This window comes from Hymenobacter sp. UYCo722 (assembly GCF_040547115.1).
In the GTDB taxonomy this organism is placed as follows: domain Bacteria; phylum Bacteroidota; class Bacteroidia; order Cytophagales; family Hymenobacteraceae; genus Hymenobacter.
Map to the genome: position 1 here is coordinate 95576 of NZ_JBEPPC010000006.1, position 24548 is coordinate 120123.

Below are 24548 nucleotides of genomic sequence, written 5' to 3' on the forward strand. Positions count from 1 at the left end.
GATTTCATGATTCGATTTATACTTGGCGCGCTATTAATACTGAGTTTTTTACTACCAACCACCGTATTTGCCGCAGGCGACCCGCCGGTTTCCGCGCCCCTCAACGGCCAGTGGCGTGGCCCGCTGAAGATGCTGGGCGGCGAAATCACCCTCGTCATTACCATTGTGCCGCTCACCAACGGCAGCTTTTACGCGGCCCTCGATGCCCCGCAGCAGCGCATCAGCCGCATGCCGGTCGAAGTGGAGCTGAAGGGCGATAACCTGACGCTGCGCATTGAGCAGGCCGGCAGCAGCTTCGTGGGCAAGGTGCTCAACGGCGGAGCCACTTTACAGGGCACCTGGAAGCAGCCCGGCGTGACGGCCCCCATGACGCTGAAGCGCGCCGTAACCTCGGCCGTGGCCGCCACCAAGTTTAAAGCCGCCCCGCCTTACCGCGTGAGCGACGTGACCTTCATCAACCCCGTAACCCGGCAAAAGCTGGCGGGCACGGTAACGGTGCCGGCTGGCGAGGGCCCCTTCGCCGCCGCCGTGCTGCTGTCCGACTCAGGCCCGCAGAGCCGTGATGTGGACGTAAACGGCTACCGCATGTTTGGCCAGCTGGCCGACTTCCTCACCCGCCACGGCGTGGCCGTGCTGCGCTTCGACGACCGCGGCGTGGGCAAGTCGGGCGGCACCTATGCCAACGCCACCACCGCCGACCTGGTGAGCGATGCCCAGGCCGCCATGACCTGCCTGCGCACCCAACCCCTGGTATCAGCCTACCGCGTGGGCCTGATTGGCCACGGCGAGGGCGGCAACGTGGCCCTGCTAAACGCCGCTACGCCCGGCCACCCCCCGGCGTTTGCCATTTCGCTGGGGGGCTACGGCCAAACCGGCTACGACGTGCTACTGCGCCAGCAGGGCGAGATTATGCGCCTGATTGGGGCCGACCCCGCCCAGGTGAAAGCGGCCCAGGACGTGTACCAGCGCACGGTGGCCATCATCCGCCAAACGCCCGACAACGCCAAGGCCCGCCTGAAAGTGGCCACCCTGCTCAGCAACACCAACGCGGGCATCGACGCCGGCATGGCCCGCGCCCGCGCCGTGCAGCTCACCTCGCCCTGGTCGCGCTATTTCTTCGATTTCGACCCCCTGGCCCAGCTCGGTAAGGTGCAGTGCTCGGTACTGCTGCTCAACGGCACCGCTGATTTGCAGGTGTCGGCCAAGCGCAACATGACGCCGCTCTATCGGGCCCTGCGCAGGGCCAAGCGCACGGCGGTTTCGGCCAAGCTCGACGGGGTGAACCACCTCTTCCAGCCCGCGCCCGCCCAGTGGCCGATGATTAATGGCGTGCAGCAGCCAGTATTTTCGCCCGAAGCGCTCAAGCTCATCTACGACTGGGTGGCCAACGAAACGCGCCTGCCCGGCGGCCCCGTACCCGTGACCGTGAAGCGGCCCGGCTCGACTAAACCGGCCCGGCCCAGCCGCACGCCCAGCACGGCCCGCGCCAGCAGCTAAGGTTAAGTTAAGCGGTAGACGTTAAGTGCTGAGGGTTGACACCGCTGCAATTCCTAACTCTTAACCTCTACCGCTTAACTGTCTTGGCGTTTCGCCAATTCTCTGTATACTTGCCGTAGCGGCGGGAACCAGCGCGTCTGGTTTCCGCCGCTTCCTTTTCCACCCATTCCATCGTCGGCTTCGGCCGGCTTCTACCGCGTCATGGCCGCATCGCCAACCCCGCCGGGCCCTCGCCGGTTTTGGGCTACTCTGAGCCCGCTGCACTGGCTGCGGCGCTCCTTCGGCTACTCGCGGGCCGAGGCCCGGGGCACGGTGGGGCTGCTGCTGCTCATCCTGCTTTTCATCGTCGTGCCACTGCTGCTGCGCCCCGAGCTGCCCAGCTACCTGCCCGACGACGACGCCAAGGGCCTGAATGAGATGACCGCCCAGCTCAAAGCCCACCGTTCGGTCGAGACGGGCTTCGCCAGCCGCTATCCCAAGCGGGAGTTCCCGAAATTCGGGCGCGGCGGTTCGCGCTTCCCCACCGTGGCGCGGGTGCGGCTGGCCCCCTTCGACCCCAACGCCCTGACGGCCGAAGGTTGGGAAGCCCGCGGCGTGCCGCACTTCGTGGCCGCCCGCATCGTAAAATACGGCGCGGCCGCCGGCGGCTTCAAAGCCAAAGCCCAGCTAAAGAAAATGTATGGGCTGGACGATTCGGTGTACCAGCGCCTGGCGCCCTTCATCCAGCTACCCGACGAGGCCCCGAAGCGCGAATACGCCAGCAACCGGCCCGGGGCCGACGGCAAATTTCCGCCCTTCGCCAACGACGGAGCTACGCCCAGCAAGTTCCCGCGCAAGCCCCGCAACCTCCAGCCCTTCGACCTGAACCGGGCCGACACCACCCAGCTGATGCAGATTCGCGGCATTGGCGCGGGCCGGGCCAGGTGGGTGGTGAAGTACCGCAACCAGCTCGGCGGCTACCTGCGCGAAGACCAGCTCGACGAGGTATTCGTGCTGCGCGACGCGCCCGACCTGCGCGACAGCCTGAAGAAATACACCTTCGTGGCTCCCGGGTTCGCGCCCCAAGCCGTGAACGTAAACACGGCTCCCTTCGAAGAGCTGTACCTGCACCCCTACCTTGGCAAGCCGCGGGCCCGGCTTATCGTGGCCTACCGCCAGCAGCACGGCCCCTTCCGCAGCATGGAGGACTTGAAGAAAGTGCCCGTGCTGAAGACGGAAGACGTGGAGAAGCTGCGCCCCTACCTGCGCTTCGAGTAGCCGCTATGGTAACTCAAAGGGCGGCCGTGCAGCACTTACCCGGGTTGCAACACTCGCAGTAGTCATCGAGATTCACGCGCCCATTGGCATTTCAGTTGATTGTTGCAAAAAGGCCAGATGCGTTCCATGTAGAACTCATTAGAAATTCATCTCAAAGGCAACCCCGGGCAATTACATTAACGTAGTAGAAGGTTGAACTAAGCAGCACTGCGCCCGCCGCCGCTCAGTAACCAAAGGCCCCCGAGCCGGTTTGCCTTACCAATGCAGCCCTTATTACCGCTATGATGGATAACAACACGCCCGAACCCGCCGCCCAGCCCGAGCAGGATGGCCGCCGCAGCTTCATCAAACAAGCCGGGGGCTTGCTGGGCCTGGCCCTGGCTCCGCCGCTTATCGGCCAGGCTGAGCGCCTCACGGCGATGTCGAAAAAGGTGGAGGGCGTGACCGAGCTGCGCCTGAAAGTGAACGGCACCGTCCGCACCGTTCAGGCCGAGCCCCGCGTGACGCTGCTCGATGCTCTGCGCGAGCGCCTCGACCTGACCGGCACCAAAAAAGGCTGCGACCACGGCCAGTGCGGCGCCTGCACCGTGCTCGTCGATGGCAAGCGCGTGAATAGCTGCCTCACGCTGGCCGTGATGGCCCAGGGCAAGGAAATCACCACCGTGGAAGGACTGGCCAAGGGCGAAGAGCTGCACCCCCTGCAACAGGCCTTCATCGACCACGACGGCTTCCAGTGCGGCTACTGCACACCGGGCCAGCTCATGTCGGGCGTGGCCTGCCTGAAGGAAGGCCACGCCAAAACCGACGACAGCGTGCGCGAATGGATGAGCGGCAACCTCTGCCGCTGCGGGGCCTACCCCAACATCGTGGCCGCCATCCGGGAAGTGGAGAAAAGCGGGTTTAAGGGGTAGTTAAGTAGTTGAATGATTAACGGAACGTCATGCTGAGCGAAGTCGAAGCATCTCTACCGCAGTAGTAATCAATGCTGGCAGCAACGAAGCGTTAGAGATGCTTCGACTGCGCTCAGCATGACGTTCTTCCAATAAGAAACAGCATGAACAACTTCAGCTACACCCAGGCCGCCTCGGCCAAAGAAGCCACCGCCAGCCGGGCGGGCACGGCCCAGTCGGCCTACATCGCGGGCGGCACCACGCTGCTCGATTTGATGAAGGCCAACCTGGAAGAGCACGCCCAGCTGGTCGACATCAACATGCTGCCCTTCAAAGGTATTGAGCAGACCACGGACGGCCTGCGCATCGGCGCGATGGAGCGCATGAGCGACGTGGGCGAGCACCCGCTAGTGCTGCAGAACTACCCGGCCGTGTCGGAGTCGCTGCTGCTGGCGGCCTCGCCGCAGCTGCGCAACATGGCCAGCATCGGGGGCAACATGCTGCAGCGCACGCGCTGCGGCTATTTCCGCGACGCGGCGTTTCCGTGCAACAAGCGGGTGCCCGGCTCGGGTTGCCCGGCCATTGCGGGCGACAACCACAACCTCGCCATTCTGGGCGTGAGCGAGGCCTGCATCGCCACCGCCTACCCCGGCGACCTGGCCGTGGCCCTGGCCGCCTTCGATGCCGTGCTGACGCTGGAAAATGCCAAGGGCAAGCAGCGCCGCGTATCCGTAACCGATTTTTACCTGCTGCCCGGCAAAACGCCGCAGCGCGAAACCATGCTGGAGCCCGGCGAGCTGATTGTGGCCCTCACCATCCCGAATACTGCCCACGCCCGCCGCTCGACCTACCTGAAAGTGCGCGAGCGCAGCAGCTACGCCTACGCCCTGGCCTCGGCCGCCGTGGGGCTCGACGTGCAGGCCGGCACCATCCGCTCGGCGCGCGTGGCGCTGGGCGGCGTGGGCACCAAGCCCTGGCGCAGTCCCGAAGCCGAAAAGGTGCTGACCGGCGCGCCCGCCACCGAAGCCACTTTCCGGGCCGCTGCCGTGGCCGCCCTGCGCGGTGCCCAGCCCCACGACGACAACCGCTTCAAAGTAGAGTTGGCCCAGAACACGCTGGTGCAGGCTTTGATGAAGGTAGCGGGCTAAGTAAAATGTAGAGACGCGACACGTCGCGTCGTTGCTGGCCGTTGGGAGTGCCCCCGGTTCCAGCCCATCAACGATTGAGACGCGAAGTGTCGCGGCTCTACCAATTTCTCTTTCATGGATACCGAACCGAAATTCTTCGAAACCAACCCCACCGCCGGCGTGGTGGGCCAGCCTGTAAACCGCGTGGACGGCCGCGATAAGGTGACGGGCCGGGCCAAGTACGCTGCCGAGTACAACCAGCTGCCGGGCCTGGTGCACGCGGTTATCAAAACCAGCGACGTGGCCAAGGGCCGCATCACCGGCTTCGATACCGCGGCGGCGATGAAGCAACCTGGCGTGCTGGCCATCCTCACGTACCAGAATATCCCCAAGCTGGCCAAAACGCCTAATGATGCCGAGGGCAAAAAAGCCATTGGCGCGCCCATGGGCTACCTGCCGCTAACCGACGACCAGATTTACTACGCTGGCCAGCCGGTAGCGGTGGTGGTGGCCGACACGCTGGAGCGCGCCCAGTACGCCGCCGCCCTACTCAAAGTGCAGGTGGCCGCCGAAAAGCCCATTGCTTCTTACGAAGACCCCAAGGCCCAGCTGTTCGACCCGGAGAAGATTCAGGACGGCAAGGCGGCCGGCCACGTGAAGCGCGGCGATGCGCAGGCAGCTTTCGCGGCCGCGCCCATTCAGCTCACGCACAAGTATACCCACGCCATCAACCACCACAGCCCGATGGAGCCCGGGGCCACCACGGCCCATTGGGAAGCGCCCGACCGCCTCACGATTTACGAATCGACGCAGGGCGTGACGCGCACCCAGAAAGCCGTGAGCACCATGCTGGGCCTCTCGACTGAGCAGGTGCGGGTGGTAACCAAGTACCTCGGTGGCGGCTTTGGTTGCAAGGGTTCGGCCTGGCCGCACACCATTCTTACGGTGCAGGCGGCCAAAGCCGTGGGCCGGCCGGTGAAGCTGGCCCTGACGCGCCCGCAGATGTTCACGGGCATGGGCCACCGCGAAGACCAGACCCAGACCCTGCGCCTCGGCGCGACCAAAGAGGGGAAGCTCACGGCCCTGATTCACGAGAAAACGGCCACGACTTCCCCCTGGGACAACTACACCGAGTCGAACAGCAAAATTGTGAACATGCTGTACGAATGCCCCACTTTTGAGGCCTCGTACCAGCTGGCGCGCGCCAACGTGATGACCTCGACCTTCACCCGGGCTCCCGGCGAGGCCCCCGGCTCGTTCGCCCTCGAAAGCTCGATGGATGATTTGGCCTACCAGCTGGGCATCGACCCCATCGAAATTCGCCTGCGCAACTACGCCGAGAAAGACCCCAGCACCGGCCAAACCTGGAGCAGCAAAAGCCTGCGCCAGTGCTACGCCCGCGGGGCCGAGCTTTTCGGCTGGAGCAAGCGCAACCCTAAGAACGGGGCCACCCGCGACGGCCGCCTGCTGGTGGGCTGGGGCATGGCCACGGCCAGCTACCCGGTGCACAACTCGCAGGGAACAGCCCGCGCCCGCCTCTACGCCGACGGCCACGCCGTGGTGCAGTCCGGGGCCACCGACCTCGGCACCGGCACCTACACCGTGATGACCCAGGTGGCGTGCGATGCGCTGGGCCTGCCCATGGAAAAAGTGCGGTTTGAACTCGGCGATACCAAGCTGCCCACCGCGCCCAACTCGGGCGGCTCGGTGGCGGCCGGCACGGTGTCCTCGTCGGTGTATATGGCCGTGCAGGATGTGTGGCAGAAACTCATCAAGGTGGCGGTGCTCGACAAGAAGTCGCCCCTCTACCGCGCCAAAATCGCCGATGTGGAAGCTAAAAATGGCCGTCTCCAGTTGAAGGCCGATGCCAAAAAAGGCGAAGGCTTCGCCGACTTGATGAAGCGCGCCGACCTGGCCGACGTGGAAGGCAACGGCCAGGGCCGCTACGGCAGTGGCTACGAAGACGCCCAGGCCGCCGCCAACGCCGACCCGAGCAAAAAAGATGAGGCCGCCCACCACTCCATGCATTCCTTTGGCGCGCACTTCTGCGAGGTGAAAGTCGACCCCGACCTCGGCACCGTGCGCGTCACGCGCTGGGTGAGCGTGCACGGCGCGGGCCGCATTCTCAACGCTAAAACCGCCCGCTCGCAGATTATCGGCGGCAGTATTTTTGGTATCGGTGCGGCCCTGATGGAGGGCACCGTGCGCGACCAGCACTTCTCGCGCTACACCAACGCCAGCCTCGCCGACTATCACATCCCCGTGAACGCCGACATCCCGGAAATGACCGTGGAATTCGTGGAAGAGCATGACCCCTACATCAACGCCATGGGCGTGAAGGGCATCGGCGAAATCTCCATGGTGGGCGTATCGGCCGCCGTGGCCAACGCCGTGTTCCACGCTACCGGTAAGCGCGTACGCGAGTTGCCCCTCACGCCCGACAAAATACTGGGCGCAAAAGCCGTGTAATGACGGAATCAGCCTCCTCTGAATCCAACGCCACCGCTCCCGACTCGCCGGGGCCGGTGGCGTTGCTGCTGTTGGCCGCCGGGGCTTCCATCCGCATGGGCCGGCCCAAGCAACTGCTACCCTGGCAGGGCCGCACCCTGCTCCGCCACGCCGCCGAAACGGCCGTGGCCAGTGGCTGCGCGCCGCTGGTGCTGGTAACCGGCGCTTTGCATAAGGAGTTGCTGCCCGAGATTGCCGGCCTACCCATCCGGGCCGTGCATAACCCGGCCTGGGAAACGGGTATGGCTTCCTCGCTGCAAGCCGGCCTCACCGCCGTGGCTGAAGCCAACCCCGCCGCCGTGCTGGTGCTGCTGACGGACCAGCCACACGTCAAGCCCGCGCTGCTGCGGCAGTTGGTGGCCCTTCAGCAGCGTACCCAGGCCCCCGCCGTGGCCGCCGCCTACGCGGGCACTCTGGGGGTGCCCGCCGTTTTCAGCCGGGCTCTTTTTTCTGATTTACACCAGTTGAAGGGCGCGCAGGGCGCTAACCGACTACTGGCCATGTTGGGACCGGCCGTGGGCCGCGTTGAGTTCCCGGCCGGCCTGCTCGACATCGATACGCCCGAGCAATACGCCGCTCTCACCATGACGCAGCCCTAGCCTGCGGACGCCGGCCCTCCCCCAAAAGCAAACGCCCGGTGGGAAGACCGGGCGTTTACAGCAAGCGTTAATGTGGATAAACGCTCTATGCAGAAAGGTTGGCGTGGAAAGGAAGGACGGTAATTAGTTGACTTCCAGACCGGGCATCCGCGCAGGTGGCTGTGTGCCGGGTCCGGGCTGCAGGATGCCCCTGTCTGTTTAGCTTCTATTCTATCTCATCACCGCCGCCCGCTAGCAGGCGGCGCGCTAATGGATGTTGCGTCAAAGCTACCAGCGCACCCGGCCGACGAATTCAGAAATTTGACGAACGGACGGAATTTATAGGGTGAGATGCAGCAGCGCTACACGAAACGCCGCCGCCGCCTGCTGCCGCTTTGGGGAAGTGTGCCTTTCGGCGACATTGGCTAGCCCATCAGGTTTACCCGCGCTTTCAGCTCGTCTTTGTAAGTCCGGCTCACGGGTACTGCCTCGCCGCCGTCTTTGCCAAGCTGTACGTAGCCCTCCTCGTAGGCACTCACCTGGTTTAGGTTGACGAGGTAGGACCGGTGGGTTCTGATGAAGTACGGAGGCAGCGTCGGCTGCAGGTCTTTCAGCGTGCAATCGAAGGTGTGCTTCTCGGTGGCGGTATGCAGGCGGACATAGTTCTGGTCGGAAACAAAGTACAGAATGTCGGCATACAGCACCTTCACCCACTTCGGGCCTTTGCGCACGAACATGGCGGGGCTGGCGGAATCGGGGCGTGCCGGGGGCTGCGGGAGCGTTGCCGCATCGGCCACCGCCAAGCGGGGCGGGGGCAGCTCGTAGGCCTTGAGCAGCGCCAGCTCCAGCTGTACCCGCAGCGAAACCTCCGTGAAGGGCTTGGTGATGTAGCCGTAGGGCTGAGCAATGCTGGCCCGTTGCAGCGTCGGTGTATCCGAGCGGGCCGTGAGGAAAACCACGGGTAGCGCGTAGTGGCGGCGCACCAGCAGCGCCGTAGCAATGCCGTCGCAATCGCCCGCGATGTTAATGTCCATCAACACCAGCTCGACCGGGTGCGCGGCCAGGGCCTGCATGGCGTCCTCGCTGTTGTCCACCGGCTCGAGGGGCCGGTGCCCCAGGCGCAGCAGCATCCGCCTGATTTCCTCGGCAATCAGCAGCTCGTCTTCGACGATAAGAATAGTGGCCATGCTGGCTAAGGGATGAGGTTACGCGCGAACTACTTCGAGACGGGTGCCCACCAGCTGCGGCACCACCGTGATGGTGGCTTTAAGCTGCCGGACCATGAATTGCACCAGGCTGATGCCAATCGATTTTGATTTGCTGCTGAACCCCGTGGCGGGCAGGCCCGTGCCGTCGTCGCTCACGCTCAGCCGGAAGCCCTCGGCCTTGCGCGCCAGCGAAACGTGCAGCTTGCCTGCCGATTGCTGGGCAAAGGCGTGCTTGTAGGCGTTGGTCACCAGTTCATTCACCAGCAGGCCAAAGTACGCGGCCTCCCGGGTATCCATCAGCACGGGCTCCAGGTCGGTGCTCAACGTAATTTTTTTCTGAGGTGAGGACAGGGAGCCCTGCAGCGAGGCCAGCAGCTCGGTCAGGTACGCGTCGATGCGCACCTGGGCCAGGTTATCGGCCTGGTACAGGCACTCGTGCACCAGGGCCATGCTCTGGATGCGGGCCTGGTTGCCGGCCAGCACGGCCGCCAGCCGCGGGTCGGGCATGGCCTCGCACTGCCAGCCCAGCAGGCTGCTAATCATCTGCAGGTTGTTCTTCACCCGGTGGTGCAGCTCCTGGAGCAGCACTTCCTTTTCTTCGACGGCCAGCTGAATAATGCGATTGGCCGCGCCCAGGTGCTGGTTGGCCAGGGCCAGCTGCCCCTGGCTGCGCCGGAGGCGCCAGTGCAGCAGGCCGCCCATTGCCAGCCCCAGGGCCAGCACGCCGGAAAAGCCCAGCAGCCCCCGCTGCCGGCGCTCCTGCTCGCGAGCCAGCGCGGCCGAAGCCAAGCCGCGCTGCGTCAGCAGCTGGATTTGCTGAGCCTGCTCGCGCACATCGTACCGCACCTGCAGCTGCGCGATGGCCTTGGCTTTTTCGCTGTTCAGCAGCGCTTTTCGCAGGGCGCTGGCTTCTTCACTGGCCGCGTACGCGCCGCGAAAATCGCCCAGGGCCGCCGAGGCGGTGGCCATTACCGACAAGGCATCCAACTGCAACTGCTTGGCACCAAGCTTGCGAGCCAGCGACAAACTTTGGGTGGCGGCGGCCAGCATGGCAGGGTAGCGGCGCTGCACCTGGTATAATTCGGCCTGTCCGAGGAGCTCATCGGCCATTGCCATGAATTCACCTTCGGCCTTGGCTTCATCTACGGCCGCTTGCAGATAGTAGGCGGCCGAATCCAGGCTGGCCGCCGTGCGCGGCGTGCGGGCTTCAAAAATGCGGCCGAGCAGCATCCGAAATTTGCCCCCGTTTTTTATGTGGTAGGTGTTGGACAGCGCCAGCGACTGCCGCGCATAGAAACTGGCCTGCTTATAATTACCCAACTCGAAATGAGTATTGCCCAGGTTGCTGAATACGTTTAAATAGTCCTCAGCCGTCCCTTGGTTTATTACCGGCTTCGTTTCCTTTAAAAACGATAACGCCTGCTGCATATACTTCAGGCTGCGCGGATAATCCCTGGCGATGGCGGCCGCCGCCCCCATGTTGGCATAAAGCGCCGAAAGGTGCGACGGCAGCTTTTTGGCCCGCGCCAGGTCAACGCCGGCCTGGTAGCGGCGAATAGCCGCCACATAATCCCCCATCTCCGAATAGATGTTGGCTGTGAGGCGAATGCAGTTGAGCTCGCCCCGCACGTAGCCAATTTTATGGGCCAGGTCGCTGGCCTGTTGGACATAGCGCAGGGCTTTCGCCAAACTGGAATCGTACGTTGCCACGGCCAGGCGGCTCAAGTAGAAAACCCGGAGCGTGTCGGGTACACCCGGGTAGCTGCTCAGCAAGCGTAAGGAATCTGTTGGGTATTTCCGTTGCTGAAACGTAATCGCGGGCTTTGGCTTGCTGGCGGTGATGCCGGGTGGCTCCGCTAGTGCAGTGCCGGGCAGCCCACCGTCCAGCAGCATCCCCAGCATCACTGAAAGGAAAGTGCGTGTTAAACAGCGGAAGACTGGGATTAACATGTAATTTTTTCGTTCAGAATTAATTGCAGAAGGCACGGCTATTGTGTAAGGCTTTGCTTGCGCTCCCTCATCAACCATCCAGTTGGCGAACCCTGAGGAAGCTAAAAATAAGGTCGAGCTGATGAGAAGTGGGTACTCCGGTGTTCCACGTTCTGGCGTCGGCACCGGGTAATCGATTCCGGCTCATCGCACAATGCTCAAACGCTAAACCGTGCTTTTCCGCATCGGTTCTCCTGGAAATCATTGACGGACGTAGCTGCTGGCGTATGCAGTCCGGCAGTCGGACAGGAGGCCCCGTAGCGCGCAGTGAAGCTCCTCAACGGCGGCCCGCAGGCAGCATTTGGCTCCACGCCTACTTCGTACCCGATTCCAGCCGGCGCAGTTTGTCCGCCTTCCAGGCCGTGACGGCCACCACTACCAGCGTCATCAGCCCACCGAATATCACCGAGCGCACCGTGCCCAATAGCCGGGCTGCCGCCCCACTTTCGAAGGCCCCAATCTCGTTGCTCGAACCAATAAAGATGTTGTTTACCGCCGATACCCGGCCCTTCATGTATTCGGGCGTGTAAAGATGAATGAGCGTAGAGCGCACAATCACCGAAACCGAATCGAACACGCCCGTCAGGAACAGCAGAAACAGCGATAGGAAGAAGTTTTTCGACAGCGCGAAGCCGATGGTGGCCAGCCCGAAACCCGCCACCGCCCACAGCAGCTTCTGCCCGGCGCGGCGCTGCATGGGAAAATACGTGAGGAAAACCGCCATCAGCACCGAGCCAATGGCCGGAGCCGCCTCCAGGTAGCCAAAGCCGGTCGCGCCCACTTGCAGAATAGTTGAGGCAAATACCGGCAGCAGCGCCACTGCCCCGCCAAACAGCACCGCAAACATGTCCAGCGACAGCGCCGCCAGCACCAGCTGGTTGCTGAAAATGAATTTCAGGCCGCTCAGCACATTTTCCTTTAGGCCGAGCCGCTCGCCTTCGGTGGGCGGCAGCGGCCGGCCCGCAATGCGCCCGAACTGCCACAGCGCCAGCGCCAGCATAACTGCGCTGACAACGTAGGAATCGGCCACTCCCAGCCGCGCAATCAGGTAGCCGCCCACTGCCGGCCCCAGCACCGCCGACGCCTGCCAGCTGGTCGAGTTCCACGTCACGGCATTGGAGAGCAAGCTGCGCGTGGGCAGCAGCTGGGGCATAAATGAAAACAGCGCCGGCCCCATAAAGCCCCGCGCGATGCCGCTCACGAAAATCACCGCGTACAACGGCAGCGTGTAGAGCGAATCTTTCGCCAGCAGGCCCAGGCCGTAGGGGCTGGCCAGCACGGCCAGCGCCACCGCACACAGCAGCAGCAGCCCAAGGGCCGGCACTACAATGCGCTTGCGCGGCACCGAGTCGGCCACGTAGCCCGCGTAGAGCGATACGATGATGCTGGGCACGGCCTCTGCCAGGCCAATCAGGCCCAAGGCCAACGGGTTGTTGGTGAGGTGGTAAATCTGCCAGCTCACCACCAGGCCCTGGATGCGGGTGGCCACCGTGAGCAGCACCCGGGCCGACACCAGGCGGCGAAAATCGGGCACGCGCAGGGCGGCGTAGGGGTCGTGGCCCGGGGCCGAATCAGCAGAAGGCAGCATAGGCAGCATAAAAGCCCCTGACACGGCGGCTAACCGCAAAGATAAACGGCCTTGTCGCGCCGGTTGGTTTGGCACAGGCATTTCGGCTATCTTGCGTACCCACCTATTCCGCTGCGCCCGCGCCCGCTTATGACCAATTTTGGCCTGGATATCTCGCCTCGCCCCGACCTACCGGCCGTGGTGGCCCGCTGGCAGCGCGAAATCAGCGAAACGGAGCTGCACGACGGCTACTTTGCCATTCTGGCGGCCGCCGATGCGCTGGGTTGCTGGCGGTGGCTGCTCGACCTGCGCCGCCGCGAAGAACTGGCCACCCCCGCCCTGGCCCACTGGATGAACCACGACTTTTTCCCGCGGCTGGTGGGCCGTTTCTCCTTACCCGTGCGCATTGCCTTTCTGGTTTCGCCCCTGCGCGCCCAGCAGCAGGTTTCCGACAGCTCGGCAGTGGCCCTGAGTGCCGGCTCGCGGCCGGAGCAGGGCTTCCTCACCGCCCTTTTCACCGATGAGGCGGCGGCCTACCAATGGCTGGCGCAGTAACGCAGGCACTCACCCGAAATCTTTTGCGGGCAACGGAAACTTTTTCCCGTTATTTTACCTAGAGGCAACCGCGCGAAAAATGGCCTGAATGAAGTTTTGCGGAAGATTGTGTGTTTTTGATAAAAAAATTTTGTCATTTTTTGACAAGAACTATTGCACCAGTGCATTGCATTTCTCTACATTTGAACAGATTCCGATGGGCCACTATTCAGCCCCCTGACGTCGGCAACATTTTTTTTCTCGGTAACTGCATACTATGGCCTAAAGCTCTACGTTCCCATTTCATCGTAGCCCTTTATGGACCTCTTGCAACCGAGCGACTCCGCGCTCATCTCGCTCTACCTGGCCGGCCAGGAATCCGCTTTCGGTCTCCTCCTGGAGCGCCATCGCAGCCGCGTGTTCACGACCATTCTGCTCATCGTGCGCGATGAGGAGGCGGCCGAGGACCTTTTGCAGGATACGTTTATCAAGGCTATTCACACCATGAAGAGCGGGCGCTACAACGAGGAAGGCAAGTTTGCTCCCTGGATTTGCCGCATCGCCCACAACCTCGCCATCGACTCGTTTCGGCGCGGCAAGCGGACGCCCCACATCAGCCTCACCGACAACGACCGGCTGGCCAACACCCTCACCATCGCCGACGACGGCCCGGACGACGTGCTGGCCCGCGAAGAAACCCACACCCGCCTGCGCGCGTTAATCCAGGAGCTGCCCGCCGCTCAAAAGGAGGTGCTGCTGATGCGCCATTACGGCGACATGAGCTTCCAGGAAATTGCCGACGCCACCGGCGTGAGCATCAACACGGCCTTGGGCCGGATGCGCTACGCGCTGATTAACCTGCGGAAGAAGATGACCGCAAATTCCCTGCACCACTATGATTCAAACTTTACCGTATTCGACCCTGCTCCAGTATGTATACAACGAATTGCCGGTTGAAAGGCAGCGCGAGGTAGAGGAGGTATTGCAGCACGACCCGGACTTGGCCGCCAGCTGCGCCGACCTCCTTTTGGCCCAGCGGGCGCTCGACGGAGTACGTCGGGAACCGCGGCCCGAAACCTCCGAGGCCATTTTGCGCTACTCGCGCACTTTCTTGAGCAAGTCCTGAGCCCCTTCGATTTTTTATGGCGGCCGCTGCACACGCCCCGCTGGCGGGCGTGAGGCATTGGCTAAACACGCAAAACGGTCATGCTGAGCGTAGCCGAAGTATCTCTACCCTAATGGTAATCCTCTTAACTGGATTTACTATTGCGGTAGAGATGCTTCGGCTACGCTCAGCATGACCGTTTTATTTTTGATTGATTTACTTCCCACTGCATGACTCGCGCCGCCCGGTTCCACTACTTCCTCGACTACTTCACGGCCAATTTTCCGGAGCCCAAGACCGAGCTGGCCTACGCCAACCCTTACGAGCTGATTGTGGCCGTGGTGCTAAGCGCGCAGTGCACCGATAAGCGCGTGAACCTGGTAATGCCCGCGCTGCTGGCCGAGTTCCCGACCGCCGCCCACCTCGGCGCGGCCACCGCCGACGATATTTTCCCCTTCATCCGCAGCGTTTCTTACCCGAATAACAAGGCCAAGCATCTCGCCGGCCTGGGCCGCATGCTCACCGACGATTATGGCGGCGAAGTGCCGAGCCAGATTGAGGAGTTGCAGCGCTTACCCGGCGTGGGCCGCAAAACGGCCAACGTAGTCGTTTCCGTCATCTACAACCAACCGGCCATGGCCGTCGATACCCACGTTTTCCGGGTATCGCACCGCCTGGGCCTGGTACCCAAAACGGCCACCACACCCCTCGCCGTGGAAAAGGGACTGGTGCGCTACATTCCCAAGGAGCTCATCGCCAAAGCCCACCACTGGCTGATTCTGCATGGCCGCTACATCTGCGTGGCCCGCACGCCAAAGTGCGCGGTCTGCCCGTTGTCGGCGAGCTGTGCCTACTTCGAAAAGGAGTTTACAAAACCAACTGGGAAAATTTTGAAGCCCGAGAAAAAGATGGTCTAGCGCTTGACTACCCCTGTTTTTAGCACACAAAGTTCCATTTGTAGTCCTAGGCAGTACAAAAGTCCCGGGCCTTGGCACAAACTCAGCCTACTGCCGCCTCCAGCAATAGTTGCACCCGAACAGCCAATTGTTGTCGGTCAAATTCCCGCGCTGCCAAAGCCCGGCCACGGGCTCCGGCCAGTGCCAGCAGCGCCGGGTTTTTCAGCAGCTCGCGGAGCTTGGCGGCCAGCGCCAAGGCATCGCCGGCCGGCACGTACCAACCACAGGCATGCTCCTCAACCAAGGCCTTCGTCCAGCCCGCGTTGGTGACGACTACGGGTGTGCCCACGGCCAGCGAGTCGTAGAGCTTGGCCGGCGAGTTGGCATCAAGCACCGGCAGGCCCAGAAACGATACCACCGACACTGCTGCCAGCGCAAACCACGCAAACACTTCGTGCCGCGCCTGCCCGCCCACCAACTGGATGCGTCCTGGCCAGCGCGCCGCCGCCGCTGCCACCAAGGGTTCAAAAAAACCGTGGCCCAGAAACAACCACACGGTGTCCGAGTCTTCAGCAGCCAGGGCTTCGGCCGCCGCCACCAGCGCCGGAATGTCGTTGGCCCGGCCGAAAGTGCCGGCGTATAAAACGACCCGCTTACCGGTTAGGCCCTGCGCCTGCCTTAAATTTTCCACCACATCGGGCGTGGCGCGGGCGGCTAGTGCCAGGTCGGTGCCGTTGAGTACGGTGATGACTTTGGCGGCCGGAATACCTAAATTCGTCACGTAGCGCGCCATATCGGGCGATAGCGGCAGAATGTATCGCGCACTTTGATACAGCCGTTTCTCCATGCGGTAGAGTTGCTGCCGGGCCAGCGCCGTGGGCACGGCACCCATCGCAATTGGGAAGGCGGGCCACAAATCCTGCACTTCAAACACCCACGGCACCCGCCGCCAGCGCGCCACTTGCGCCGCCGCCCAGGCCGCCGTAAGTGGCGTGCTGATACCCCAGATAACGTCGGGCTTCTCCATCCGGAGGCCCTCGCGCACGGCCCAGCGGGCGTACTGCGCGAAGGCCAGCGCCCGGCGGGCAGGGCCCATTTTATTCTCGTACGGAATGGCCGCCTCGCGAATTTCAACCCCCTCCGGTACCCAGGCAAACTCGTGGGTCAGCCGCTGGCCTTTCCAGGCGGGGGTGGTCAGCAGAGTTACGCGGTGGGTTTTCGCCAGGTGCGCCAGTAACGTGTAATGCCGGCTGGTGGCCGGGCAGTCGGGATTGGTGTGGTACTGGCTGAAAACAGCAACGTGCATGGCATGTCAAGGATTGAATGGGCGAATGAGTGAATGTTCGTACGGCATTCACCCACTTACTCACTCAGCCATTCACTCATTATTTCTTAGGTCGATAGTGCGAATCGTTCAGCAGGCGCTGGGCGTTGGTTTCGGCCATCAGGCGGCTCAGCGTCACGTTGGGGTGCTCGGCTACGTACTTACGAATAATCTGCAGGCCCACCCACTGGCCCACCCGACCCGGGCAGGTTTTATCGATTTCGGGTACGTTGGGCCGCTCGCCCACGTACTTCTGCACCAAAAAAGGCGTGGTTGAATACAGCAGGTTGTTCTCTAAAAAATGGCCCCACACGCGGGCTTCGTTACCTTGCAGGCCCAGCATTTCGCGGCCTGTGTAACCCAGCAGCACCGAATCGGGGGTGCAGGGCAGCATCTGGCTGGCAAAATAGAGCGTTTTGCCAGCGTGCACCATAGCATCAAGCATGGTGTTGGCCGTGAGCTCGTGCTTGTTGTATTTGCTGGCCACGTCCTGGGCCAGCAACGACGGCAGGCCGCGCGGCGTGTAGCGCCGCAGCATGTACTGGGGCAGGTCGGGCCGCTTGCTGGCCTTGGGGCCCACAAACCAATCCAGGCTCACTACCAACAAGCTGTCATTCACATAAATATCCTTGGCCAAGAAGCCACTCACATACGTGTAACTGGCTGGCACCCGAAAATCAGGGAAATAATAATGCACGCGGCGGAATATCTCGCTCACCTCCTGTTTTAGCCCCGCGCTGTCGGGAAAGGCAGCGGCCGTTTCCCGGCCCAACTGCTGGAGCGCCAGGTTGGTCGCCAGCTGCACCAGTCCTTTGGCCAACTCCTGCTCGGTAGCCGGCTGGCGCTGTAGGTAGTAGCGCGCAAAAATGGGGTGCGCGTTCATAAACTGCACCGCTTCGGCCGGCGTGTGCAGTCGGAAAAAGGTCGGCTCCAGATGTTGAAGTCGCACGGGCACAGGGGCTGCATCCTGGGCAGCATCGGGGCGACAGCCTTCGGCAGGACCGCTTTTGCAGGCGGTCAGGCCCAGGCCGAAGACTAAAAAGATGGGCAGCCAATGCCGCCAGGCAAAATTATTCGTATTCACACGCGTTACTTTGGCGTAAAATTAGCCCGAAACCGACTGGCATTCCGTCGTTCTACTCTGCAATTGTATTATCCGTTTCATATGAAAAAAGTATTCCTGGCCCTGCTGGCCCTCGTCGCCACCACTGGAACTGCTTCGGCCCAGGTCGAAATCGGCCTGAAAGTCTCGCCCACCATCACCAGCCTGCGGGCCGAATCCACTTCCAAAAACAACTTTGTCAGCGACGGCAGCCAAATCGGTTTCAGTGGCGGCTTGGTAGTCGACTACTTTTTTGGTGAAAACTATGCTTTCAGCACTGGCCTGGAGCTGGCTGGTAAAGGCGGAACCATCCGCTACACCGATTACCAGAACAACGGCGGCGGCAACGGTAACCCCGTGCCAGTCTCGATGAAAATCAGCACCCAGTACTTACAAGTACCGCTCTCGGTTAAGCTTTTTACGAACGAAATTGCCCCGGCCACGCGCCTTTACTTCCAAGTGGGAGGTTCGCTGAATGTACCCATTGGCACCCGCATCGATGGCAGCAAGTTTTACAAAGACCCCGTCACCGGTACCGAAAACAAGGCCAGTGATTACATCTACTTCTTCGATGCCGACGCCTTGGTTGCGGCTGGTGCCGAATACACGCTGGGCAAAAGCACTAAGCTTTTTGCTGGGCTCGGCTACCACCGCGGCTTGGTGGATATTGACCACTACTTCGAAAGAAAACGTGAGTTTTCGGATGTGACTATCAAAAACAGTTCGTTCGGCCTCGATTTGGGCATCAAGTTCTAGTCGGTATCGATACCATCCACCAATAAAACGCCCCAGCTTCTCACGAGGCTGGGGCGTTTTGTTGGCAGGTTATTTACTGAAATAGCAAAGCGCTAATCCACAATATCAACCTCCCGGTCCTGCAGGCGGCTCATGGCGGCAGCCGACGAGCGCAACTGGATTTCCTCGCCCCGCTCGTCTTCGATGCGGTAGTCGGTGAGGCCCAAGCTGCTGTCGTTCACCACTTTCACCCACTTGTAGTACTTGAGGTACCACTTCATCTGGCGTGAAATCAGGCCTTTAGTGTAGTACGCGTACAGGAACGGGTGCACCGATAGCGTGATACCCGACTGGTTCTGGTTCACCAGCAGGTCGTCGATGCTGTTGTCGATGTCGTCCGTCACCTGGATGGAGGCCGAAATCTTGCCCGTGCCGCCGCAGGTGGGGCACACCTCGCCGGTCACGATGTTCTCGGCTGGGCGCACCCGCTGCCGGGTAATCTGCAACAGACCGAACTTAGTGATGGGCAGCACGGTATATTTCGCCTTGTCGAGTTTCATCACGTCGCGCACGGCGTCTTCCACCTTCTTGCGGCTTTCGGCCGAGCGCATATCGATAAAGTCAACCACGATGATGCCACCCATGTCGCGCAGCCGCAGCTGCCGCGCCACCTCTTTGGCGGCCAGCATATTAATCATCAACGCCGTGGCTTCCTGGTCGTTTTCCTGGTTGCTCTTGCTGCCCGAGTTCACGTCGATAACGTGCAATGCTTCGGTATGCTCAATTACCAGGTAGCCGCCGCCGGGCACGGTCACCGTTTTGCCAAACAGCGTTTTCAGCTGCTTCTCAATACCAATGTGCTCGAAAATCTTGATTTTTGAGTTGTGCAGCTTCAGCAATCCCAGCTTATCCGGCGCTATTTTTTGCAGGTAGTCCCGCATCTCGTCGTACATCGCCGGGGCATCCACAGTAATGCTGTCGAACGACTCGTTCAGCATATCCCGTACCATCGACGACGTGCGGCCCAGCTCGCCGAGCACTTTGTCGTTGGGCTTGGCGGTGCGCAGCGTGGTGTACAGTTGCTCCCACTTCGCCACCATGTCCTGCATGTCCTTGTCGAGCTCGGCCACTTCGCGCCCTTCCGCCACGGTGCGGATGATAACACCGAAGTTTTCGGGCTTGATGCTGGCGATGAGCCGCTTGAGGCGGTCGCGCTCCGCCTTACTCACAATTTTCTTACTGACGCTGATGGTGTTCGAAAACGGCATCAGCACGAGGTAGCGCCCGGCCATCGAAATGTCGGTGCTCACGCGGGGGCCTTTGGTCGAAATCGGCTCCTTGATGATTTGGACGACGATTTGCTGCCCTTTCTTGAACACGCTTTCCGCCTTCCCCACTTTGTCGAGGACGGGCTCAAACGTAAATTTTTCCAGCCCGGCGCTGGGCGCCCGGCCACTCTGTACCGTGCGGGCCCACTTCGTAAGAGAAGGGAATTGCTCGCCGAGGTCGCCGTAATGCAAAAACGCGTCTTTCTCGTAGCCAATGTCTACAAAAGCGGCGTTCAGGCCGGGCATCACCTTTTTCACGGTGCCCAGGAAGATGTCGCCAACCGAATAGTTGGTGTCGTTGCGGTCGAAGTGGTATTCAATCAGCCGCTTGTCTTGCAACAGCGCAATGCGCTCGCCTTCCTGAGTAGAATTAATAACTAATTCGTTACTCAAAGCCTTGATTTAGTTAAGGTAACCTGCCAATAGTGCCGCCAAAGGCCTACCCCGAAACCGGCAAAGGGAAGCCAGAACCTTTCGGTTCTGGCTTCCCTCGCGAGCCACGGGAAAAGCATCTGCGCGGCCCCACCCGGGAGGCTACGTGAGAGATAGACGGCTGGCTCCCTTCCCGTTAGGAAAACTGCCGGCCGCCGCTACGCCCCGTGAGGCTTACTTCTTCTTGTGGCGATTCTTGCGCAGGCGCTTCTTGCGCTTGTGAGTGGCAATCTTATGACGCTTTCTTTTTTTACCGCAGGGCATGATGCTTGGGGGTTAAATTGGTGATGTTTGAGTTGTCGGTTTCGGGTTGTCAGTTGTTAGGTTCGTTGGGTAGCAGCCGATGGCTAATAACCGGCAACGAGCAACTAACAACTATTTTAACTTAGCTACTTCCTCATCAACCGAAGCGGCCAGCGCGGGGTCGTTGCTAAGGCTTTTGGCGACAAGGAAGGCTTTTTTGGCTTCTTCCTTGGCACCAGTGCGGGCCAAAGTTACGCCGAGGTAGAACTGTCCGTTCACATTTTTCGGATTGACTTTCACCAATTCCTGGAAACGCGTCACGGCTTTGTCGAACTGATTGCTTTGCACCGCGAGTATCCCCATGTTATACAGGGCTTTCTCGTTGCGGGGGTCGGCTTCCAGCACTTCGCGCAGCATCGAAATGCCTTGCACGGGGTTCTCGGAGGCCATGTAGGCCATGCCGAGGTTGGTTTTAGCATCGAGGTTGTCGGGTTGCTCCTTCAACACCTTGGTATACAGCTCCCGTGCTTTGCCGCCGAGCAGTTTCACCCGCTCGTCGGTCGCCGCGAAGCTGAAGGCCTGAAAGTAGGCATCAGCCGCTTGTTGCCAGTTCTGGGCGCTGGGCCGGGCCTGGGCCACCTGCTCCAGGTAGTAGCCAGCGCTGTCGAACCGCTCCACGCTGTTGTAACGGCGAGCCAGGGTGGTGGCCACCGTGGCTTTGGCCGCAGCGTTGGGCGCTGCCTTAAACTCGGCCAGCAACCTCGTCAGCTCCTGCCGCTGGGCAGACGAAGCCGTGGTGTGCGGGGCCTTGGCATTGGGGCCGTTGTTCTCGGTAGCCGTGGCCGGTACCGCGCCCGAAGAAGCCTCGGTTTTAGAGCCGTTGGTGGCCATACCACCACCATCGCGGTTAGCGGTAGCAGCAGCATCCTTGCTCAACTCCGACTTACTTTCCTTGGGCTTCATGATGCCCTTGGGCAGCATAAACAAGCCGCCAGCCAGCGCAAGCGCGGCGGCGACGATAACCAATTGATGCGGAGCGGAGCTGGTAGTTGCCATCGGCTAAAAAGAACCGGCCGCCGGGCTTTCCTTGGCGGGAAAGACACCGGCGGCACGGCCGGCTTATTTTAATTGGTGAGGGTAGTGGTCAATAGTTAAACAACAACCGTCATTTAGCATTAACCGCTAACCATTCACCATTGTCTAAAACTAAGCTTTAGCCGCAACGGCTTTCACCTTCTTGCTGTTCTTAATCTTGGCCACGAAGGTTTTCGACGGCTTGAAACTCGGAATGTAGTGCTCCTCAATGATGAGCGACGTGTTTTTCGAGATGTTGCGGGCTACTTTACGAGCGCGCTTCTTGTTTACGAACGAGCCGAAGCCGCGCACATAAATGTTGTTGCCCTCGGTCATCGAATCTTTCACGACTTTGAAGAAGGCTTCAACAGTCATCAATACATCAGCTTTCTCGATGCCGGTCTTCGTGGAGATTTCGGCGATTACCTCAGCTTTCGTCACGTTGGTATGGTACTTAGGTGGTTGAAAAAAATACAGTTGCAGGCAAAAAAAGTCCCTGATTCCAGCGTAAGCCTTTGCCTCGTAAGCGGTTCGCCCTTGAATTGGGGCCACAAAGGTAACCCCATTTTTTCGTTTTACCAATCAACCCTCTGAAACAACCGGCTGACCCAAATTATTCGCTTTCAAAATTTTGGCAAATCAAACCCCGCATCCTTCCTTTCTGGCCACGGCGCTGCTGGCCTGGTATCCGCGCCACCGGCGCGACCTGCCCTGGCGGCACACCCGCGACCCGTACGCCATCTGGTTATCCGAAGTTATTCTGCAGCAAACCCGCGTGGCGCAGGGCCTTCCTTACTACGAAACCTTCCTGCGCGCCTACCCCACGGTGCAGGACCTGGCCGCCGCACCCGAGGCCGAAGTGTTGCGCTACTGGCAGGGCCTGGGCTACTACTCGCGGGCTCGCAACATGCACCGCACCGCCCGGCAGGTGGTCGAAGAACAGGGCGGCCATTTCCCCAGCAACTACGCCGGCCTGCTGAAACTGCGCGGCATCGGCCCCTACACGGCCGCCGCCATTGCCTCGTTTGCGTTCGATGAGGCCGTGGCCGTGCTCGACGGCAACGTGTACCGGGTGCTGGCCCGCCTGTTCGGCCTGCACGCCGACATTGCCGCGCCGAGCTCGCGCAAGGAGTTCCAGGCCGTGGCCGACCAGCACATTCCGGCCAGCGCGCCCGCCGATTTCAACCAGGCCATCATGGAGTTCGGGGCCATTCAGTGCACGCCGGCTAAACCCGACTGCCTGTTTTGCCCGATGCAGCCAAGCTGCTGGGCCTTTCAGCACGGGCAGGTGGCCCTGCTGCCGGTGAAAAGCAAGGCCAAAAAGGCGCGCACTCGCTTCTTTCATTACTTCGTACTACGCCACGGCAGCCTCACGTATCTGCGCGAACGGGGCGAAAAAGACATCTGGCAGGGCCTCTACGACTTTGCCCTGGCCGAAACCGACGCAGCTGAGCTGCCCGCCGATGAGCTGGCGCGCCACCTCGACGCGCTGGGCGCAGCCATCGACACTGGCCAAGCTGCCGAGCCTAGCGCCGCCTATCGCCACGTGCTGAGCCACCAAAAGCTGGAGGTGCGCTTTCACGAAGTGCCGCTTGCGCAAACGCTGCCAGCGGCAACCCTGCGCGATTTGGGATTGCGTGCCTACACAGAAGCCGAGATTGAAGCCTTACCGAAGCCTAAGCTGATTGCTAATTATATTGAGCAGAACATGTGATTTTCTTGTTCCCAATATTTTTAGATTTTTGAGCAAAAATTATTAGTAAAATAATTTGCTGATTCGTTTTAAGTTCTTACCTTTGAAGCAAGAGCAGGCCGGGTGGCTTGTTCGATTCTGTATCTCCTAACGTGCAATAATATGGCCGGTGTGAACAAAGTGATTTTGGTAGGCAATCTGGGAAAGGACCCCGAAGTTCGCCATTTGGAAGGCGGTGTGAGCGTGGCTCACTTTACCCTCGCCACCAACGAATACTACAAGGACAAGCAGGGCAATCGCGTCGAGCGCACCGAGTGGCACAACATCTCGGCCTGGCGCGGCCTGGCCGACATGGCTGATAAATTCCTCAAAAAGGGCCAGCAGGTATATATCGAAGGCAAGCTGCGTACCCGCCAGTACCAGGACAAAGACCAGCAGACGCGCTACATCACCGAAATCATCGCCGATGAGATTTCGATGCTGGGTGGCCGCCCGCAGGGCCCCGGCAATACGCCTGAGGTGGCCGGGGCAGTGGCCGAACCGCAACACACATTTCGGCAGGAACCGGAGCTCGACCAGCTCCCTTTCTGACTGCCGGCGGCCCCGCCCGTCGCCTTCTGGCTACGGTTGGCCAAATCGGTTATCGCAACGAAGCCCTGGCACTGTGCCGGGGCTTTTTTCGTAGTGCAGCCCGTTATCTTTGAGAGAACAAACTGGTTTGATAGTACGGTCATGTAGAGCGTAGCGAAGCATTGTTGCCGCTCAACGCAATCACAAGGATTAGTATCGGGGTAAAGATGCTTCGCTACGTTCTGCATGACGTGCCACCTTTACACATGAGATATTTCCCTTTGCTGCCATTGCTAACGAGCCTGTTGTTGCTGGCAAGCTGCTCGTCGACTCCCGACTTCACGCCTAAGCCCAAGGGCTACAACCGCATTAATCTGCCACCGCATAGCTTCCGGGAGCTGCCGGGCGACCGGCCATATTCGTTCGAATATTCGAAGGAAGCCGTGATTAAGCGCGACTCGTCGTACCTGGCTCAACCGAACTGGATTAACGTGTATTACCCCAAGCTGCACGCCAACGTTCAGATTACCTACATGGACGTACAGCGCGACCGTCATCTCTACAACAAGATGATGGAGGATGCGCGTAAGCTCACCGGCAAGCACGAAATTAAGGCCACGGCCATTGACGAGCGGATTTTGAAGACGCCCAGTGGCATGCGGGCCTCGGTGTTCGAGCTATCGGGTGAGGTTCCCAGCCAGTTTCAGTTTTACACGACGGATAGCACCCGGCACTTTTTCCGGGGGGCACTCTACTTCCGTACGGCTACCGACAACGACTCGCTGGCCCCCGTTATTGAGTACGTTAAAACGGATATGATACATCTGCTAAATACGTTGCGTTACAAATAGCTGTCATTTAGCATTTATCAACCAGCATTTGACATTCCTT

At 60.8% G+C, this 24548-nt stretch carries 21 protein-coding genes; 13 read left to right on the top strand and 8 right to left on the bottom strand.

Annotation, left to right across the window (positions count from 1 at the left end; all coding sequences use genetic code 11):
- The first annotated feature begins 6 nt into the window (after positions 1 to 6).
- The 6 genes from ABIB44_RS14735 (at position 7) to ABIB44_RS14760 (ending at position 7878) form a co-directional block, all read left to right on the top strand.
- The gene (locus ABIB44_RS14735) at positions 7 to 1497 is read left to right on the top strand and encodes an alpha/beta hydrolase family protein (RefSeq protein WP_354585413.1); all 1491 of its coding nucleotides are present in this window, start codon (positions 7 to 9) and stop codon (positions 1495 to 1497) included.
- 201 nt (positions 1498 to 1698) lie between these two features.
- Entirely contained in the window at positions 1699 to 2754 is a 1056-nt protein-coding gene (locus tag ABIB44_RS14740; protein WP_354585414.1) for a ComEA family DNA-binding protein, read from the top strand.
- A 281-nt stretch (positions 2755 to 3035) separates the two neighbouring features.
- Positions 3036 to 3665 (top strand): (2Fe-2S)-binding protein, encoded by a 630-nt coding sequence (locus tag ABIB44_RS14745; protein ID WP_354585415.1) that lies wholly within the window; start codon positions 3036 to 3038, stop codon positions 3663 to 3665.
- Positions 3666 to 3808: 143 nt separating this feature from the next.
- Positions 3809 to 4792 (top strand): FAD binding domain-containing protein, encoded by a 984-nt coding sequence (locus ABIB44_RS14750; protein WP_354585416.1) that lies wholly within the window; start codon positions 3809 to 3811, stop codon positions 4790 to 4792.
- Positions 4793 to 4906: 114 nt separating this feature from the next.
- Positions 4907 to 7240 (top strand): xanthine dehydrogenase family protein molybdopterin-binding subunit, encoded by a 2334-nt coding sequence (locus tag ABIB44_RS14755; RefSeq protein ID WP_354585417.1) that lies wholly within the window; start codon positions 4907 to 4909, stop codon positions 7238 to 7240.
- Positions 7240 to 7878: a nucleotidyltransferase family protein gene (locus tag ABIB44_RS14760; RefSeq protein WP_354585418.1), complete on the top strand. Its 639-nt coding sequence runs from the start codon at positions 7240 to 7242 to the stop codon at positions 7876 to 7878. Before ABIB44_RS14755 ends, ABIB44_RS14760 begins: the two co-directional genes overlap by 1 nt.
- 404 nt (positions 7879 to 8282) lie before the next feature.
- Here ABIB44_RS14760 and ABIB44_RS14765 read toward each other — a convergent pair whose 3' ends face one another.
- From ABIB44_RS14765 to ABIB44_RS14775, 3 genes are all read right to left on the bottom strand, one after another.
- A complete protein-coding gene (locus tag ABIB44_RS14765; RefSeq protein ID WP_354585419.1) occupies positions 8283 to 9044 on the bottom strand; it encodes a LytR/AlgR family response regulator transcription factor in 762 nt (253 codons plus the stop codon).
- A gap of 18 nt (positions 9045 to 9062) precedes the next feature.
- Positions 9063 to 10838: a tetratricopeptide repeat-containing sensor histidine kinase gene (locus ABIB44_RS14770; protein WP_354585420.1), complete on the bottom strand. Its 1776-nt coding sequence runs from the start codon at positions 10836 to 10838 to the stop codon at positions 9063 to 9065.
- Between the two features lie 529 nt (positions 10839 to 11367).
- Positions 11368 to 12642, bottom strand: a complete 1275-nt coding sequence (locus ABIB44_RS14775; RefSeq protein ID WP_354585421.1) for an MFS transporter — start codon at positions 12640 to 12642, stop codon at positions 11368 to 11370.
- Positions 12643 to 12771: 129 nt separating this feature from the next.
- On the opposite strand from ABIB44_RS14775, the gene ABIB44_RS14780 reads away from it, so the two are divergent.
- From ABIB44_RS14780 to nth, 3 genes are all read left to right on the top strand, one after another.
- Positions 12772 to 13176, top strand: coding sequence for a hypothetical protein (locus ABIB44_RS14780; RefSeq protein WP_354585422.1), 405 nt, complete (start codon positions 12772 to 12774; stop codon positions 13174 to 13176).
- 297 nt (positions 13177 to 13473) lie between these two features.
- Positions 13474 to 14112: an RNA polymerase sigma factor gene (locus tag ABIB44_RS14785; RefSeq protein ID WP_354585423.1), complete on the top strand. Its 639-nt coding sequence runs from the start codon at positions 13474 to 13476 to the stop codon at positions 14110 to 14112.
- A gap of 378 nt (positions 14113 to 14490) precedes the next feature.
- Complete coding sequence (nth, locus tag ABIB44_RS14790) at positions 14491 to 15177, top strand: endonuclease III (RefSeq protein WP_354585424.1); 687 nt, start codon at positions 14491 to 14493, stop codon at positions 15175 to 15177.
- An 82-nt stretch (positions 15178 to 15259) separates the two neighbouring features.
- On the opposite strand, the gene ABIB44_RS14795 is transcribed toward nth, so the two are convergent.
- Both ABIB44_RS14795 and ABIB44_RS14800 read right to left on the bottom strand, forming a co-directional pair.
- Positions 15260 to 16462 (bottom strand): glycosyltransferase family 4 protein, encoded by a 1203-nt coding sequence (locus ABIB44_RS14795; RefSeq protein WP_354585425.1) that lies wholly within the window; start codon positions 16460 to 16462, stop codon positions 15260 to 15262.
- Positions 16463 to 16541: 79 nt separating this feature from the next.
- Positions 16542 to 17564 (bottom strand): gliding motility protein GldB-related protein, encoded by a 1023-nt coding sequence (locus ABIB44_RS14800; protein WP_354585426.1) that lies wholly within the window; start codon positions 17562 to 17564, stop codon positions 16542 to 16544.
- Between the two features lie 81 nt (positions 17565 to 17645).
- On the opposite strand from ABIB44_RS14800, the gene ABIB44_RS14805 reads away from it, so the two are divergent.
- Complete coding sequence (locus tag ABIB44_RS14805) at positions 17646 to 18338, top strand: porin family protein (protein ID WP_354585427.1); 693 nt, start codon at positions 17646 to 17648, stop codon at positions 18336 to 18338.
- 92 nt (positions 18339 to 18430) lie between these two features.
- Here the strand turns inward: ABIB44_RS14805 and ABIB44_RS14810 are convergent, their stop codons facing one another.
- The 3 genes from ABIB44_RS14810 to ABIB44_RS14820 form a co-directional block, all read right to left on the bottom strand.
- On the bottom strand, positions 18431 to 20038 hold the full coding sequence (locus tag ABIB44_RS14810) for an Rne/Rng family ribonuclease (protein ID WP_354585428.1): 1608 nt from the start codon (positions 20036 to 20038) through the stop codon (positions 18431 to 18433).
- A gap of 414 nt (positions 20039 to 20452) precedes the next feature.
- Positions 20453 to 21376, bottom strand: a complete 924-nt coding sequence (locus ABIB44_RS14815; protein WP_354585429.1) for a tetratricopeptide repeat protein — start codon at positions 21374 to 21376, stop codon at positions 20453 to 20455.
- Positions 21377 to 21526: 150 nt separating this feature from the next.
- Positions 21527 to 21871, bottom strand: coding sequence for an HU family DNA-binding protein (locus ABIB44_RS14820; protein ID WP_486326994.1), 345 nt, complete (start codon positions 21869 to 21871; stop codon positions 21527 to 21529).
- 154 nt (positions 21872 to 22025) lie between these two features.
- Here ABIB44_RS14820 and mutY point away from each other — a divergent pair, with 154 nt between their 5' ends.
- The 3 genes from mutY to gldD all read left to right on the top strand — a co-directional run bounded on the left by mutY (position 22026) and on the right by gldD (position 24508).
- Positions 22026 to 23108, top strand: a complete 1083-nt coding sequence (gene mutY / locus ABIB44_RS14825; RefSeq protein ID WP_354585430.1) for an A/G-specific adenine glycosylase — start codon at positions 22026 to 22028, stop codon at positions 23106 to 23108.
- 141 nt (positions 23109 to 23249) lie between these two features.
- Entirely contained in the window at positions 23250 to 23678 is a 429-nt protein-coding gene (locus ABIB44_RS14830) for a single-stranded DNA-binding protein (RefSeq protein ID WP_354585431.1), read from the top strand.
- Between the two features lie 245 nt (positions 23679 to 23923).
- Entirely contained in the window at positions 23924 to 24508 is a 585-nt protein-coding gene (gldD, locus tag ABIB44_RS14835) for a gliding motility lipoprotein GldD (RefSeq protein WP_502916497.1), read from the top strand.
- The last annotated feature ends 40 nt before the right edge of the window (positions 24509 to 24548 follow it).

Coding starts and splice junctions, on each gene's coding strand:
- ABIB44_RS14750 (WP_354585416.1), top strand. CDS start 3,809: ATGAACAACTTCAGCTACACCCAGGCCGCCTCGGCCAAAGAAGCCACC.
- ABIB44_RS14775 (WP_354585421.1), bottom strand. CDS start 12,642: ATGCTGCCTTCTGCTGATTCGGCCCCGGGCCACGACCCCTACGCCGCC.
- ABIB44_RS14760 (WP_354585418.1), top strand. CDS start 7,240: ATGACGGAATCAGCCTCCTCTGAATCCAACGCCACCGCTCCCGACTCG.
- ABIB44_RS14745 (WP_354585415.1), top strand. CDS start 3,036: ATGATGGATAACAACACGCCCGAACCCGCCGCCCAGCCCGAGCAGGAT.
- ABIB44_RS14740 (WP_354585414.1), top strand. CDS start 1,699: ATGGCCGCATCGCCAACCCCGCCGGGCCCTCGCCGGTTTTGGGCTACT.
- gldD (WP_502916497.1), top strand. CDS start 23,924: ATGAGATATTTCCCTTTGCTGCCATTGCTAACGAGCCTGTTGTTGCTG.
- ABIB44_RS14755 (WP_354585417.1), top strand. CDS start 4,907: ATGGATACCGAACCGAAATTCTTCGAAACCAACCCCACCGCCGGCGTG.
- ABIB44_RS14795 (WP_354585425.1), bottom strand. CDS start 16,462: ATGCACGTTGCTGTTTTCAGCCAGTACCACACCAATCCCGACTGCCCG.
- ABIB44_RS14765 (WP_354585419.1), bottom strand. CDS start 9,044: ATGGCCACTATTCTTATCGTCGAAGACGAGCTGCTGATTGCCGAGGAA.
- nth (WP_354585424.1), top strand. CDS start 14,491: ATGACTCGCGCCGCCCGGTTCCACTACTTCCTCGACTACTTCACGGCC.
- ABIB44_RS14830 (WP_354585431.1), top strand. CDS start 23,250: ATGGCCGGTGTGAACAAAGTGATTTTGGTAGGCAATCTGGGAAAGGAC.
- ABIB44_RS14815 (WP_354585429.1), bottom strand. CDS start 21,376: ATGGCAACTACCAGCTCCGCTCCGCATCAATTGGTTATCGTCGCCGCC.
- ABIB44_RS14780 (WP_354585422.1), top strand. CDS start 12,772: ATGACCAATTTTGGCCTGGATATCTCGCCTCGCCCCGACCTACCGGCC.
- ABIB44_RS14805 (WP_354585427.1), top strand. CDS start 17,646: ATGAAAAAAGTATTCCTGGCCCTGCTGGCCCTCGTCGCCACCACTGGA.
- ABIB44_RS14735 (WP_354585413.1), top strand. CDS start 7: ATGATTCGATTTATACTTGGCGCGCTATTAATACTGAGTTTTTTACTA.
- ABIB44_RS14785 (WP_354585423.1), top strand. CDS start 13,474: ATGGACCTCTTGCAACCGAGCGACTCCGCGCTCATCTCGCTCTACCTG.